Consider the following 13782-nt stretch of genomic DNA (forward strand, 5'->3'; position numbering starts at 1 on the left):
TGCCCGGTGGCTCAGGGTCTTTCCTCGGCAGGCGCGTGGCGAAATGCGCCTGTTCAACCCATTTCGGAGGTACGGTCCAGCGTGCTGGTCATTCGTCTGGTGAGCGGGCCCTCGGGGCCCGACGCTCTCGTCCTGCCCGTCCGTCCCGGAGGGTCGGACTCCCCGGACTCCCTGATCTCGCCGGACTCCACCGCCTCGCCCGAACCCGGACTGGTCCCGACCGCCGTGCCGATCGGCGGCGACGTCCGGGCCGAGGCCGCCGCCGTACTCCCCGCCACCCGGCTCACCGGCGCGGCCGGTGAGGTACGCGAGCACCTGCGCCCCGGTGGCTCCCCGGCGCGGCTGTGGCTGCTCGGCGTCGGCGACGGCGAGGAGCGTGACTGGCGTACCGCAGGCGCGGCGCTGGCCCGCGCGGCGAAGGATGAGACGCAGATCACCATCGCGCTTCCCGCCGACGCGACGGCGGCGCTGCGTGGCCTCGCCGAGGGGCTGCTGCTCGGCTCGTACCGCTTCCGCCTCACCGAGGCCGGCAAGCGGCCCGCCCTGGCCGAGGTGTCGGTGCTCGTCGACGACCCGGACGCGCTCGCCGGCACGCTCGACGCCGCCCGGGCCACCGCCGAGGCGACCCGGCTCGCCCGGGACCTGACGAACATGCCCTCGTCCACCAAGAACCCGGAGTGGTTCGCCGCCCAGGTGACCGAGGCCGCGTCCGGGCGCCCCGGCCTGCACCTGCGGGTACGCGGCCCGGAGGAGCTGGGGGCCGAGGGCTTCGGCGGTCTGCTGGCCGTCGGCGGCGGCTCCGCGAGCGGCCCGCGCCTGGTGGAACTGGACTGGCGGCCCGATGACGCGCGGACCCACGTGGTGCTCGTCGGCAAGGGCATCACGTTCGACACCGGCGGCATCTCGATCAAGCCGGTGCCGGCCATGAAGCTCATGCGAAAGGACATGGCCGGCGCCGCCGCGGTGATCGCCGCGACGCTCGGCGCCGCCGACCTGGGCCTGCCGGTCCGGGTCACCACGCTCGCCCCGCTCGCCGAGAACTCGGTCAGCGGCTCGGCGTACCGCCCCGGCGACGTGATCCGGCACTACGGCGGGCTGACCAGCGAGAGCACCAACTCCGACGCCGAGGGCCGGCTGGTGCTCGCCGACGCGCTGGCGTACGCGGTCCACGAGCTGAAGCCCGACCTGCTGATCGACCTGGCGACGCTGACCGGCGCGAACGCCGTGGCCCTGGGCAAGCGGCACGCCGCGCTCTACAGCGAGAACGACGCGCTCGCGACCCGCCTGCTCGACGCGATCACCGCGGCCGGCGAGCGGGCCTGGCGGATGCCGCTCGCCGACGACTACGTGGAATACCTGGCCAGCGAGATCGCGGACCTGCACAGCTCCCCGGCGCAGGGCGCCGGCTCGGTGGTCGCCGCGCTGTTCCTGCGGGAGTTCACCGGCGACCTGCGGGACCGATGGGCGCACCTGGACATGTCCGCGCCGTCGTGGTCCGACGACACGCACGGCGAGCTGGTCAAGGGCGCCACCGGCTGGGGTGTGCGCGGGCTGCTGCGCTGGCTGGCGACGCTGGGCTGAGTCAGGCGTGCAGGGCACGCCGGCCTGAGTCAGGCGTGCAGGGCACGCTGGGCTGAGCCGGCCTCGTCAGGCCTTCACGGCGGCGAGCAGGCCGTGGCCGACCGGCAGCAGCGCGGGCACCCAGTGCTCCGACTCGCGGATCGCCTTGATGGTCTCCCGCACGGTGACCGTCTCGGCGTCCCGCGCGGCCGGGTCGCCGATCCGGCCGGCCGCCAGCGCGCCGTTGAGCGCGAGCACGCCGCCGGGGCGCAGCAGCCGCAGCGCCGCGTCCACGTACGCGGCGAAGCCGGTCGCTACCGCGTCCACGAAGACCAGGTCGTAGGCGCCGTCCGCGAGCCGCGGCAGCACGTCGAGGGCCCGGCCGGTGATGATCCGGGTACGCCCCGACGGAAAGCCCGCCTCCTGGAACAGCCGCCGGGCGATGCGCTGGTATTCGACCTCGACGTCGATCGTGGTGAGCACACCGTCGGGGCGCATGCCGCGCAGCAGCCACACGCCGCTCACCCCGGTGCCGGTGCCGATCTCCACCACCGCCCGGGCGTTGCCGGCGGCGGCGAGCAGCCGCAGCGCGGCACCCGACCCGGGCGTGACCGCCTCCACCCCCACCTCGTGGGCGAGGGCGCGGGCCGTGCGCAGCACGAGATCCTCGGTGACGAAAGACTCGGCGAAGTGGAGCGCCTGGGCCGTCGAACTGCCGTGACCGGCGACCGTGGCGATGGGACACCTCCGAGGGGCGGACTGGTGCGAGGGGCGGTATGCACTGTGAGCGTAGAGGCGGGCCGGTAGCGGCGCAGCCGCGAGTCCGCCGTGGAGTGCTCACGGAGGGCAACCCCTGACCCCGTTCGCGTCATCCGTGTAATCCTGGATGGGTCCCGCGCGTCACTGTCGTCCGGCTCCGCCGGCCGCCGGCGCGGGGCCAGCGGGACGAAGTGGGAGGCACCGACGTGACCGACGGCTGGGACTGGCGGCGGCCCGGCGGATCGCCGGTGCCGGGTGGGCCGGCGTCCGGACGACCGCCGCAGGACGCGTCGGGTCGGACGGCGTCGCCGTGGTGGTCCGACGCGCTGGCCGACCCCTGGCGCGACCCGTACGCGCCCGCCGCCGTGGTGGTTCCGGCGGCGCCGGCACCGGGGGCGGGGGAGCCGGAACCGGTCACCGACCCGGACCTGCCGGCCCGGCCGGGGATGCGCCAGGTGGTGCTGATCTCCCTGGTCACGGCCCTGCTGGCCGGTTCGCTGGGCAGCGCCCTGACGTACGCGTTCCTGCGCGGCGGTGACGTGCCGACGATCGGCGCGCAGTCCGGCCAGGCCCCGGCGTTGGCCCAGCGCAAGCCCGAGTCGCTGGCCGGGGTGGCCGAGCGGGTCCTGCCCAGCGTGGTCACCATCCGGGTGGTCAGCCTCGGCGGCACCAGCGAGGGCTCCGGCTTCGTGGTGACCAGCGAGGGCCACATCGTCACCAACGACCACGTGGTCGCCGACGGCCCCGGCAAGGCCACCGTCGTGTTCAACGACGGCAGCACCGCCGCCGGCACCGTGGTCGGGCAGGATCCGGAGTCGGACCTCGCCGTGATCAAGGTCTCGCGCAGCGGGCTGACCCCGGTGCAGTTCGGCGACTCCGACGCGCTCGCGGTCGGTGACCCGGTGCTCGCCATCGGGTCGCCGTTGTCGCTCGCCAACACCGTCACCGCCGGCATCGTGAGCGCGCTGGACCGGACCATGCAGGCCGGCGAGCCGGGCGGGCCGACCCGCTACTACGCGGCGATCCAGACCGACGCCGCCGTCAACCACGGCAACTCGGGCGGCCCGCTGGTGGACGGCGCCGGGCGGGTGGTCGGCGTGAACTCCACGATCAAGTCGCTGGTGGCCGACGGGCAGGAGGCGGGCAACATCGGCCTCGCCTTCGCCATCCCGATCAACCAGGCGAAGCGGATCACCGAGGACATCATCGGCACCGGCAAGGCCCGGCGTACGGTGATCGGCGCCCAGGTGGGCGGCACCGGCGCCACCGGCGGCGGGGTACGCCTCAACGCGGTCGAGCCGGCGGGTCCGGCGGCGGCGGCCGGACTGCGTACCGGGGACGTGGTGCTCCGGCTGGACGGCCATCCGATGACCGATCCGACCGACCTGGTGGCCCTGGTGCGCAAGTACGCACCCGGTTCCGTGGTGACAGTCGAGTACCGGCGCGGGTCGGCGCGGCAGAACGCGTCGGTGACGCTCGCCGCGGATGCGAAGTGAGGACCCGTCACCCCCTCCCCGATGGTCACCTGACGTGCGTAGTCTGGCCCTGACACGGACGAGGAGGCCGCGGTGTTCGAGAACCTGAACTGGTGGGAGATCGGCGTCCTGCTGCTCCTGGCGCTGTTGATCTTCGGCGATCGGCTGCCCAACGTGATCAGCGACGGCCTCCGCATGGTCCGCAACCTGCGCAACATGGCGCGCAACGCGACCGGTGACCTGAGCCGCGAGCTGGGTACGGACATCCAGCTGGAGGATCTGCACCCCAAGGCGTTCATCCGCAAGCACCTGCTCAGCGAGGACGACGAGCAGGCGATCCGCAAGCCGCTGCAGAGCATGTACGACAACCTGCGCTCGGACGTCACAGGCGTGCACGACGAGCTGAAGGACGTCGCCAAGGCCGCCGACCTGCGTACCCCGAGCGTGGCGACCAGCACCCCCACCCCCGCGCCGCCGGCCCCCCGCCCGTCCTACGACGACGCCACCTGACCGAGCGCCCTCCCGCCGATCGTCCCCCGATCGCGCCGTCGATCATGAAGTTGACGGCGCGACACGCCGCCCCGGCGACCGTCAACCTCATGATCGACCCCGGCCCCGTCCCCGGGCCGGCCCGGGGACGGGGAGCGGCGGGAGCGGAGGCGGGGTCAGCGGCCGGCGGGCTTGAGGCCCAGGGGCTTGCCGAGCAGCGACTCGCGGCGTACGGCCAGGCGGTCGGCGACCTCGAACAGGGCCTTCGCGGCCGGGGCGTCCGGCTGCGCCAGCACGATCGGCTGACCGGCGTCGCCGCCCTCGCGGACCCGGGTGTCCAGCGGGATCTGCCCCAGCACCGGCACCTGCGCGCCGATCGTGCGGGTCAGCGACTCGGCCACCGCCGCGCCGCCACCGGCCCCGAAGACCTCCATCCGGGAACCGTCCGGCATCTCCAGCCAGGACATGTTCTCGATCACGCCGACCACCCGCTGGTGGGTCTGCAGCGAGATCGCGCCGGCCCGCTCGGCCACCTCGGCGGCGGCCGCCTGCGGCGTGGTGACGACGAGGATCTCCGCGTTCGGCAGCAACTGGGCCACCGAGATCGCGATGTCGCCGGTGCCCGGCGGCAGGTCGAGCAGCAGGACGTCCAGGTCACCCCAGTAGACGTCGGCGAGGAACTGCTGAAGCGCCCGGTGAAGCATCGGCCCGCGCCAGACCACCGCGGCGTTGCCGGGGGTGAACATGCCGATCGAGATGACCTTCACGCCGTGCGACTGCGGCGGCATGATCATGTCCTCGACGCGGGTCGGCGCGCCGTCGGCGCCGAGCATCCGCGGCACCGAGTGGCCGTAGATGTCCGCGTCCACCACGCCCACCGACAGGCCGCGCGAGGCCAGTGCGGCGGCCAGGTTGACGGTGACGCTGGACTTGCCGACACCGCCCTTGCCGCTGGCGACCGCGTAGACCCGGGTCCGCGAGCCCGGCTGGGCGAACGGGATCACCGGCTCGGCGGTGGCGCCGCCACCGCGCAGCTTCGACTGGAGCTCCTGGCGCTGCTCCGGGCTCATCACCCCGAAGATGATCTCGACACCGCTCACGCCGGGTACCGCGCCCACGGCGGCGGTGATGTCACTGCGCAGCTTGTCCTTCAGCGGGCAGCCGGCCACGGTGAGCAGCAGCTCCACCCGGACCACGCCGTCCTCGCCACGCTCGGCGGACTGGACCATGCCGAGTTCGGTGATCGGCCGGCGGATCTCCGGGTCGTTGACGGTGGCCAGGGCGGCCTGGATCGCGTCGGAGACGGTGCTGACGGGTGCTGACATGCCCGCAATGCTACGTCGCGGGTCATCGGCCACCGCCGCTGGCGGGGGCGGTGTGAGCGATTCGATGGCCGCGGTCAGCCCTCGTAGCGGCCGTCCCGCGCGTAGTCGCCGTCAAGATCGTCCCGGGGTTCGTCCAGCGGCTCGCCGCCGCCCGTCCGGCGGCCCTCCCGCTCCTGCTGCCGCCGCTCCAGCTTGCGCCGCCGCTCGGCCGCCTCGTCCAGCTCCTCACCCAGCCGGGTCAGCTCCGAGCGCAGGAAGTCCCGCGTCGCCACCTCACCCATCGCGATCCGCAGCGCGGCGATCTCCCGGGCCAGGTACTCCGTGTCGGCCTTCTGCAGCGTGGCCCGCCGCCGGTCCTCGTCCAGCGCGATCCGGTCCCGGTCCGCCTGCCGGTTCTGCGCGAGCAGGATCAGCGGCGCCGCGTACGACGCCTGCAGGGAGAGGATCAAGGTCAGGAACGTGAAGGTGTACGGGTCGAAGCGCAGATTCGCCGGCGCCAGCGTGTTCCACAGGAACCAGGCCACCAGGATCAGCGTCATGTAGACGAGGAAGTTCGCCGTACCCATGCCCCGGGCGATGCCCTCGGCCCAGCGGCCGAACGTCTCCGCGTCGATCCGCGGCAGGTGCAGGCTCCGCGGGGCGCGCGGCTGGTCGAGCCGGTCGCCGCGTCGCTGATCACTCATCGTCGCCGTCCAGGGTGCCGTCGTCGGTGGCGGACGAGGGGGAGGCCGCGTCCCGGTCCCGCCAGTCGCGCGGCAGGGAGTGGTCCAGCACGTCGTCCACTGTCACCGCGCCGACCAGCCGGTTGTTCCGGTCCACCACCGGCATCCCGACCATGTCGTACGTGGCCATCCGGCGGGTGATCTCGGGCAGCGGCGTCGACGTGCGCAGCGGGTCGATGTCGTTCACCACGATGCCGCCGAGCAGGTCGGCCGGCGGTTCGCGGAGCAACCGCTGGAAATGCACCATACCCAGGTAGCGGCCGGTCGGCGTGGTCAGCGGAGCACGGGCCACGAAGACCTGTGCCGCCACCGCGGGGGACAGCTGAGCCTCCCGGATCCGGGCCAGCGCCTCGGCCACCGTGGCGTCCGGCGGCAGGATCACCGGCTCCGAGGTCATCACGCTGCCGGCGGTGCCGGAGGCGTAGCGCAGCAACTGGCGTACCGGGTCGGCCTCGTCCGGCTCCATCAGGTCCAGCAGCACGTCCTGCTCCGGCGGGGGCAGCTCGTTCAGCAGGTCGGCCGCGTCGTCCGGCTCCATCTCCTCCAGCACGTCGGCGGCGCGCTGACGGTCCAGCGCGGCCAGGATCTCCACCTGGTCGCGCTCGGGCAGCTCGCTCAGCACGTCGGCGAGGCGTTCGTCGTCGAGCGCGGCGGCCACCTCGTTGCGCCGGGCGTCGGGCAGATCCTGGAGGGCGTTCGCCAGGTCGGCCGGGCGCATGTCCTCCAGGACGGCGAGCAGGTTCGCCGTACCCCGGTTGTCGCCGACCGCGCCCAGCCCGCGGACCCGGTCCCAGTCGACCTGGTGGAGGTGGCCGCGGCGGGTGAGCCGGCCGGTGTGCTCGCGCACGGCGACGCGGCTCAGCGCCCACTCGCCGCCGCGGCTGGACTCCATCGCCACGTCCACCACCGAGCCGGCCTGCCCGCTGTCGAGCTGGACCCGGCGGTCCAGGAGCTCCTGGAGCACCAGCAGCTCGTTCGGGCGCTTCTCGAACCGGCGCAGGTTGAGCGTGCCGCTGCCGAGCACCACCGCGTCCGTGTCGATGGAGGTGATCCGGTTGATGGACAGGAAGATGCGCCGCCGCATCGGCATCTCGGCGACCAGACCGACCACCTCCGGCGGTCGCTGGGTCGCCCGCATCCGGGCCACCGCGTCGCGGACGCGGCCGACCTGGTCGCCGTTGGGGTCGAAAACGGCGACTCCGGCGAGTCGAGCGAGGTAGACCCGGTTCGGCGTGCTCACGGCCACCAGCCTAAGGGCCTAGTCTCTAACAACATGTCGACCTTGGGCTACGAGATCGTGGACGTCTTCACCGACCGCCCGTTCGCCGGCAACCCGCTGGCCGTGGTGTTCGGCGCGGAAGGGCTGGCCACCGAGCAGATGCAGGCGCTCGCGCTGGAGTTCAACCTGTCCGAGACGGTCTTCGTGCTGCCGCCGACGCAGGTGGGCGCCACCTACCGGGCCCGGATCTTCACCCCGGCCGACGAGCTGCCCTTCGCCGGGCACCCGAGCGTCGGCGCGGCGGTGACCGCGAGCCGGCGCGGCGTCTTCGGCGCCGGCCGGATCACCCAGGAGTGCGGCGCCGGCGTCCTGCCGATCGAGGTGACAGCCACCGGCGCGACGCTCACCGGCGGCACGCCCACGCTCGGCCCGGAACTCGACCCGGAGCCGCTGCTGGAGATGGTCGGCCTCACCGGCCCCGACCACGTCGGCCCGCCACCGCGGGTCGCCGGGTGCGGCCTCGAATTCCCCTACCTTCCGGTACGCCCGGACGCGGTGGCCCGGGCACGGTTGAACACGACGGCGGCGCAGCGGTACGGAGTGGAGCACGTCAGCCTCTTCTCCTGGGAGCCCGATTCGCAAACCGCGCACGCCCGGGTCTTCGTGCCGGGGCTCGGCGTACCGGAGGACCCGGCGACCGGCTCGGCCGCCCTGGGACTGGGCGTGTGGCTGGTCGCCAGCGGTCTGCTGCCCGGCGAGGGCCGCGCGGAGTACACGGTCCGGCAGGGCATCGAGATCAACCGCCCGTCGACGCTCGCCTGCACGGTGACCGCGTCCGGCGGGCTGGCGGTGGGCGCGACCGTCTCCGGCCAGGTCATGCCGGTGGCCCGAGGCGAGATCACCGTCCCCCCGTTCATCGGCTGACCCGCGAGGGATGGGGCAGGATGGCGGGGTGAGTGACGAGGTGGACGAGCGGGTGACGCCGCCGCTTGTGGACGAGGCGGTGAAGAAGGCCGCGGTCTGCTGGGTGAGCACCGCCGGTGGCCCGGCCTACGCGCTGTGGTGCCTGCCGTTGGAGGGCACCCTGCTCGTGGTCACCGGCCCCGGCGAGCAGGCCGCACCAGGGCTCGCCGACAGCGACACGGCTGACGTGACGCTGCGCGGCGACCACGGCGGGCGGATCGTCACCTGGCCGGCGCGGGTGACCCGGCTGCGACCCGGCACCGAGGAGTGGGACACCGTCGCGCCGCTGGTCGCGGCGAAGCGGCTCAACGCCTCGGGCGCCGCCGCCGAGCTGGTGGAGCGGTGGGCGGCGCAGGGGTGCGCGCTCAACCGGCTCGCGCCCGCCGGCACCGCGGTGACCGGCGCGGACCTGCCGGACGGCTCGCTGAGTGAGCAGCCCCGACCGGCCCCTGTGGTGCGGGCCGTCCGCAAGCCGTTCCGCCTGCACCGCGTCCGCCGCCGCTGACGCCGCGCCCGACGGGCCGAGCCGCGTCCAGCGAGCGGGTCGCGGCCGCTGAGCCGGGTCAGGCGACGGGGACCGGGTCGAGCAGGTCGAGCACGTCCGTCAGTGAGGTCAGCGACGGCCCGTCGAAGCCGTGGTCGGCGTTGAGGACCACGTGGTCGGCGAGATCCGGCGCGGCCAGCCGAACCGCGCTCAGCCCGGCCCGTTCCGCGCCGGTCAGTTCCTGGCTGTCGCCGTCCCCGACGTAGAGGCAGTCGGCCGGGGACTGGCCGAGCCGGTAACACGCGGCCAGGTAGAGCGCCGGGTCCGGTTTGCAGCGTCCGAGGCGTACCGAGAAGACCTGGGCGTCGAGCAGCGGTGCGACGGCGAGCTGCGGCAGGAACGCCGGCAGTTCGTGCGTGCAGTCGCTGACCAGCCCGGTACGGACGCCCCGGTGGCGCAACGCGGCCAGCACCGGCACCGCCTCCGCACGCAGCCGGGTGTCGGCGCGTACGGCCCGGTGCCGGGTGGCGACGGCGGCGCGCACGGTTGCGTCGGACGGGTGTACGCCGAGCCGGGCGCACACCCAGCGCATCGTCGACTCGGCGTTCCCGAAGGAGCCGCTGGCCCGCTCGTAGAAGCTGCTGTCCAGCACCTCCACCAGGGCCTCGGTGGAGCAGCCGAGCATGTCGGCGGTGGCGCGGTGGGCGGCTCCGCGCCGTACGCCGTGAGTCAGGGTGCCGAAGAAGTCGAACAGCACCGCCTGGAATCGGAGCATGAGGGAACGCCTCCGGACGTCGAGGGGGAGGATCGCCGGGACGCGCATGATCGTAACGGAGTGCTGACGTTCCGTGTCGGTCGGGTGCCCGTGTGAGGATTACCGTTCGTGCCTACCGTTCCGCATCGCCCGCCGCTCGACGCGCTGACGGTCGGCGCGCTCGCCCTGGCCGTCGCCTCGGTCTCGTCCTCGGCGCCGCTCGTGGCGTTCGCCGCCGCGTCGGCGCTGGCGGTGGCGTTCTGGCGTACCGCGTTGTCGGCGGCGGTCCTCGGCCCGGTCGCGTTGATCCGGCGGCGCGCCGAACTCCGCGCGCTGACCGTCGGCCCGGGCCGGCGCGAAGGGCTCTACTGCGTACTCTCCGGGGTCGCCCTTGCCGCCCACTTCGCCACCTGGATGCCGAGCGCGCAGCTCACCTCGGTGGCGGCCGCGACCGCGCTCGGCGCCACGCAGCCGGTGTGGCAGGGGTTGATCGCCCGCGGGCAGGGGCGGCGGCTGCCGAGGGCGGTGTGGGCCGGCATCGGGGTGGCGGTGCTCGGCGCGGTGCTCGCCACCGGCGCCGATTTCGGCGTCTCCGGCCGGGCGTTCGCCGGTGACCTGCTCGCCGTGGTCGGCGGCCTGTTCGCGGCCGTCTACACCGCGTTCGGCGAGCGGGCCCGGGCCAGCATCAGCACCACCACCTACACCACCGTCTGCTACGGCGTCTGCGCGGTGATCCTGCTCGTGGTGTGCCTGGTCGGCGGGGTACGCCTGCACGGCTTCGACGGCCCGACCTGGCTGGCGATCCTCGGCCTGGTGGCGGGCGCCCAACTGCTCGGCCACTCGATGTTCAACTACGCCCTGCACCGGGTCTCGGCGACCACTGTGAGCGTGCTGATCCTGCTGGAGGCGCCCGGCGCGGCGCTGATCGGCTGGGTGTGGCTGGGGCAGCTGCCCCGGCCGCTGGCGCTGCCGGGCCTGGCGCTGCTGCTGGCCGGCGTGGCGGTGGTGGTGCTCGGCGGGGCGCGGGCCGGTCGCCGTGCCGCACCGGTCGCGGCCCCCGCCGACCCGACCCCGCTCGGCGACTGAGCGACGGGCCTCGACCGCGGCACTCGCGGCCGCGAGCCGGCCGCCGCGCCGGTCGGGGCGAAGTCGCGCCGTTCCGGCCACCGGGCCGTCCGGTTTGCACGAAAGTGCTCAGAGTGGGAGCGGACCGGGACGACGCGGCGGAGACGGGCACCGTCGTCACGCCCTCGGCCGAGTTCCCGCCGCTCGACGACGAGGAACGCGCGGCGCTCGGCCGGATCGGCGAGCGCTGGCGCGGCCCGCGTCGCGCCGACGACCTGCCGGTGGACCCGACGCTGGGACGGCACGACCACCACCCGGCGCCGACCCGGTTCGGGCGGCTCGCGCCGATCGACATGTTCACCGTGGCGCAGCCGGACGAGCTGGTCGCCACCGGTGCGGCGGACCTGCCCGGCGACCGGGCCGGCCGGGCCGCCGCCCGGGCCCGCCGGGCGCTGCTCGGGCCGCCGCTGTCCAGCGCGTCGGTGCTGTACGAGCGGATGCGCAAACTCGTCGCGCTGCCGGTGCTCTCGTCGGACCTGCTCAGTTCCGTGGCGTACGGGCCGGAGGCGATGCTCGCGGTGCTGGTGCTGGCCGGGAGCGCCGCGCTCGGACTGGCCCTGCCGCTCGCCGCCGTACTGGTGCTGCTGATGATCGCGGTCGGCCTCTCCTACCGGCAGACCATCCCGGCCTACCCGCACGGTGCCGGCTCGTACATCGTCGCGGGGGACAACCTCGGGCGTACGCCGGGACTCGCCGCCGCGGCCGGGCTGATGCTCGACTACGTGCTGACCGTGTCGGTGTCGGTGGCGGCCGGGGTGCACGCGGTCACCTCGGCGCTACCAGGGCTCGATCCGTGGGCGGTGCCGCTCGGGGTGCTGGTGATCGTCGTGCTGCTCGCCGGGAACCTGCGCGGCGTACGCACCGCGGGGAACATCTTCGTGCTGCCCACGTACGCGTTCGTGGTGGTGCTTGTCGCGGTGCTGGCGGTCGGTTACGCGAAGGCCGCCTCGCGGGGTTTCGCGCCGCTGTCGCCGCCCTCGGTGCCCGCAGCCGAGGGCCTGGGCCTGCTGCTGGTGCTGCGGGCCTTCTCCTCCGGCGCGGTGTCGATGACCGGCATCGAGGCGGTCTCCAACGCGGTGCCCGCGTTCCGCCCGACCGAGTGGCGCAACGCCCGCACCACGCTCGGCTGGATGGTCGCCATGCTGGTGACGCTGTTCGCGGGCCTGATCGGGCTGATCCACCTCGACGGACTGGTGCCCCGGGCGGACGAGACGCTGCTGTCCCAGCTCGGCCGGGTCACCTTCCCGAGCGGACCCTGGTACGCGATCCTCCAGGCCACCACCGCGCTGATCCTGCTGCTCGCCGCGAACACGGCGTTCAACGACTTCCCCCGGCTGTTGTTCTTCATGGCCCGGGACGGGCACGCGCCACGCCGGTTCCTGCACATGGGCGACCGGCTGGCGTTCAGCAACGGGCTGGTGGCGCTGGCGCTGACCGCGGCGGTGGTGTTCGTCGCGTTCGGCGGGCACACCGAGCGGCTGATCCCGCTCTACGCGGTGGGTGTGTTCCTCGCGTTCACGCTGTCCCAGACCGGGATGGTGGTGCACTGGCGGCGCCGCCGGGGGCCGGGATGGCGACGCCGGCTCGCGCTCAACGCGGTCGGCGCGGCGCTGTCCGGGCTGGTGCTGCTGACTGCGGCGGTCGCCAAGTTCACCGAGGGCGCGTGGGTGGTGGTGCTCGCCGTGCCGCTGCTGGTGCTGCTGTTCCGCCGGATCCACAGGCACTACGACCGGCTGCACCGCGCGCTGGCGCTGCATCCGCCGCCGTCCGCGCCGCCCGCCGAGTGCGACGAACTGCCCCAGCAGGTACGCCACCTGGTGATCGTGCCGGTGGCCCGGCTGAACCGGGCGTCGCTGCGCGCGCTGGCGTACGCGACCTCACTCGGGCGGCCGACGCTCGCCGTGCACCTCGCGCCCGAGGAGGCCGAGGCGGACCGGTTCCGGGAACAGTGGCGGGCCTGGGGCGACCACCTGAAGCTGGAGACGATCGTGTCGCCGTACCGGTCGGTGATCGGGCCGCTGGCGCACTACCTGGAGGCGCTGCACGCCGCGAGCCCGGACCTGACGCTCACCGTGATCGTGCCGGAGGTGGTGCTGCGCCGGCGGCGGTACCGGCTGCTGCACAGCCGCGCCGAGCAGCGGCTACGGGCGGCGTTGCGGGCGCTGCCCGGCGTGGTGGTCACGAGCGTCCCGGTGCACGTGTCGCGGTGACGCTCAGAGGTATCCGGCGAAGTGGTCGGCGACCAGCGCGGCGACCGCCTCGGCGTCCCGGCCGAGGTCCACCTCGATCACGCGGACCCCGAGCGAACGGGCGCCGGCGACCGCGTCGGCGGCGACCAGCTCGTCGCGCGCGATCCGGTGACGCCACGCCCGCTCCGGGTCGCTCACACCGGGATGCCGGGCCGTCGCCCGCGGCAGCCGTTCCACCTGGTACGCGCGGAACTCCGGCGTCGGCACCAGCACCACCATCTGCCCTGTCGACTCGACGACCGGGGCGACCAGTTCGGGCCGCAGCCCCCAGCCCTCGGCGACCACCCGGCGGCCGCTCACCAGCGCGCTCAGGTCGTCGAGCACCCACTCGAAACGGCGCGGAAACCCGGCGAGGGTCTCGGCCGCCATCCGCTCGGGGTCGGTCGTCACCCAGGTCGCCTCCGCGCCGGGGCCGTCCGGCGGCTCACCCCGTCGGATCCGGTCGGCGATCCGCCGGTCGTCGTGCCCGCGCGCGTCGTGGCGGTCGTAGAGGTACGCGGTCAGCCCGTACCGCAGTGCCAACGTGACCGCGAGTGTCGTCTTGCCGGCCCACTGCGCGCCGCCGATCCAGAGCGCGCGGCGGGCGGTGGCCAGGGGATCGAAGTCCATGCCCCGACCCTGCGCCTGACCAGCTCCAAGATCAAGTCTTGTTCTCGGC

Annotated in this window: 13 protein-coding genes; 7 read left to right on the forward strand and 6 right to left on the reverse strand. The window is 74.2% G+C overall.

Annotation, left to right across the window (positions count from 1 at the left end):
* Window positions 1-81: 81 nt before the first annotated feature.
* Window positions 82-1581, forward strand: coding sequence for a leucyl aminopeptidase family protein (locus O7546_RS01695; RefSeq protein WP_194798737.1), 1500 nt, complete (start codon window positions 82-84; stop codon window positions 1579-1581).
* 66 nt (window positions 1582-1647) lie between these two features.
* Here O7546_RS01695 and O7546_RS01700 read toward each other — a convergent pair whose 3' ends face one another.
* On the reverse strand, window positions 1648-2220 hold the full coding sequence (locus O7546_RS01700) for an O-methyltransferase (protein ID WP_013283868.1): 573 nt from the start codon (window positions 2218-2220) through the stop codon (window positions 1648-1650).
* A 290-nt stretch (window positions 2221-2510) separates the two neighbouring features.
* Here O7546_RS01700 and O7546_RS01705 point away from each other — a divergent pair, with 290 nt between their 5' ends.
* Both O7546_RS01705 and O7546_RS01710 read left to right on the forward strand, forming a co-directional pair.
* On the forward strand, window positions 2511-3815 hold the full coding sequence (locus O7546_RS01705; protein WP_194798736.1) for a trypsin-like peptidase domain-containing protein: 1305 nt from the start codon (window positions 2511-2513) through the stop codon (window positions 3813-3815).
* Window positions 3816-3887: 72 nt separating this feature from the next.
* Complete coding sequence (locus tag O7546_RS01710) at window positions 3888-4304, forward strand: preprotein translocase subunit TatB (RefSeq protein ID WP_194798735.1); 417 nt, start codon at window positions 3888-3890, stop codon at window positions 4302-4304.
* A 155-nt stretch (window positions 4305-4459) separates the two neighbouring features.
* Here O7546_RS01710 and O7546_RS01715 read toward each other — a convergent pair whose 3' ends face one another.
* The 3 genes from O7546_RS01715 to O7546_RS01725 all read right to left on the reverse strand — a co-directional run bounded on the left by O7546_RS01715 (window position 4460) and on the right by O7546_RS01725 (window position 7570).
* Window positions 4460-5608 carry an Mrp/NBP35 family ATP-binding protein gene (locus tag O7546_RS01715; protein WP_013473894.1) on the reverse strand — a complete coding sequence of 383 codons (1149 nt, stop codon included), beginning with the start codon at window positions 5606-5608 and terminating at the stop codon, window positions 4460-4462.
* A gap of 74 nt (window positions 5609-5682) precedes the next feature.
* Window positions 5683-6291, reverse strand: a complete 609-nt coding sequence (locus O7546_RS01720; RefSeq protein ID WP_194798734.1) for a DUF1003 domain-containing protein — start codon at window positions 6289-6291, stop codon at window positions 5683-5685.
* Window positions 6284-7570 (reverse strand): CBS domain-containing protein, encoded by a 1287-nt coding sequence (locus O7546_RS01725; RefSeq protein ID WP_194798733.1) that lies wholly within the window; start codon window positions 7568-7570, stop codon window positions 6284-6286. Before O7546_RS01725 ends, O7546_RS01720 begins: the two co-directional genes overlap by 8 nt.
* Window positions 7571-7603: 33 nt before the next feature.
* Between O7546_RS01725 and O7546_RS01730 the strand changes: the two genes are divergently transcribed.
* Window positions 7604-8473 carry a PhzF family phenazine biosynthesis protein gene (locus O7546_RS01730; protein ID WP_194798732.1) on the forward strand — a complete coding sequence of 290 codons (870 nt, stop codon included), beginning with the start codon at window positions 7604-7606 and terminating at the stop codon, window positions 8471-8473.
* 10 nt (window positions 8474-8483) lie between these two features.
* Complete coding sequence (locus O7546_RS01735) at window positions 8484-9017, forward strand: hypothetical protein (RefSeq protein ID WP_281600391.1); 534 nt, start codon at window positions 8484-8486, stop codon at window positions 9015-9017.
* 58 nt (window positions 9018-9075) lie between these two features.
* Here the strand turns inward: O7546_RS01735 and O7546_RS01740 are convergent, their stop codons facing one another.
* Window positions 9076-9771, reverse strand: a complete 696-nt coding sequence (locus O7546_RS01740) for an HAD family hydrolase (RefSeq protein WP_194798730.1) — start codon at window positions 9769-9771, stop codon at window positions 9076-9078.
* A gap of 108 nt (window positions 9772-9879) precedes the next feature.
* Here O7546_RS01740 and O7546_RS01745 point away from each other — a divergent pair, with 108 nt between their 5' ends.
* Both O7546_RS01745 and O7546_RS01750 read left to right on the forward strand, forming a co-directional pair.
* Entirely contained in the window at window positions 9880-10836 is a 957-nt protein-coding gene (locus tag O7546_RS01745) for a DMT family transporter (protein WP_269696073.1), read from the forward strand.
* 113 nt (window positions 10837-10949) lie between these two features.
* Window positions 10950-13085, forward strand: coding sequence for an APC family permease (locus tag O7546_RS01750; RefSeq protein ID WP_281600392.1), 2136 nt, complete (start codon window positions 10950-10952; stop codon window positions 13083-13085).
* A gap of 3 nt (window positions 13086-13088) precedes the next feature.
* Here O7546_RS01750 and O7546_RS01755 read toward each other — a convergent pair whose 3' ends face one another.
* Window positions 13089-13733 (reverse strand): hypothetical protein, encoded by a 645-nt coding sequence (locus O7546_RS01755; protein ID WP_269696075.1) that lies wholly within the window; start codon window positions 13731-13733, stop codon window positions 13089-13091.
* Window positions 13734-13782 lie beyond the last annotated feature (49 nt).

The organism is Micromonospora sp. WMMA1976, assembly GCF_027497335.1.
Taxonomy (GTDB): domain Bacteria; phylum Actinomycetota; class Actinomycetes; order Mycobacteriales; family Micromonosporaceae; genus Micromonospora; species Micromonospora aurantiaca.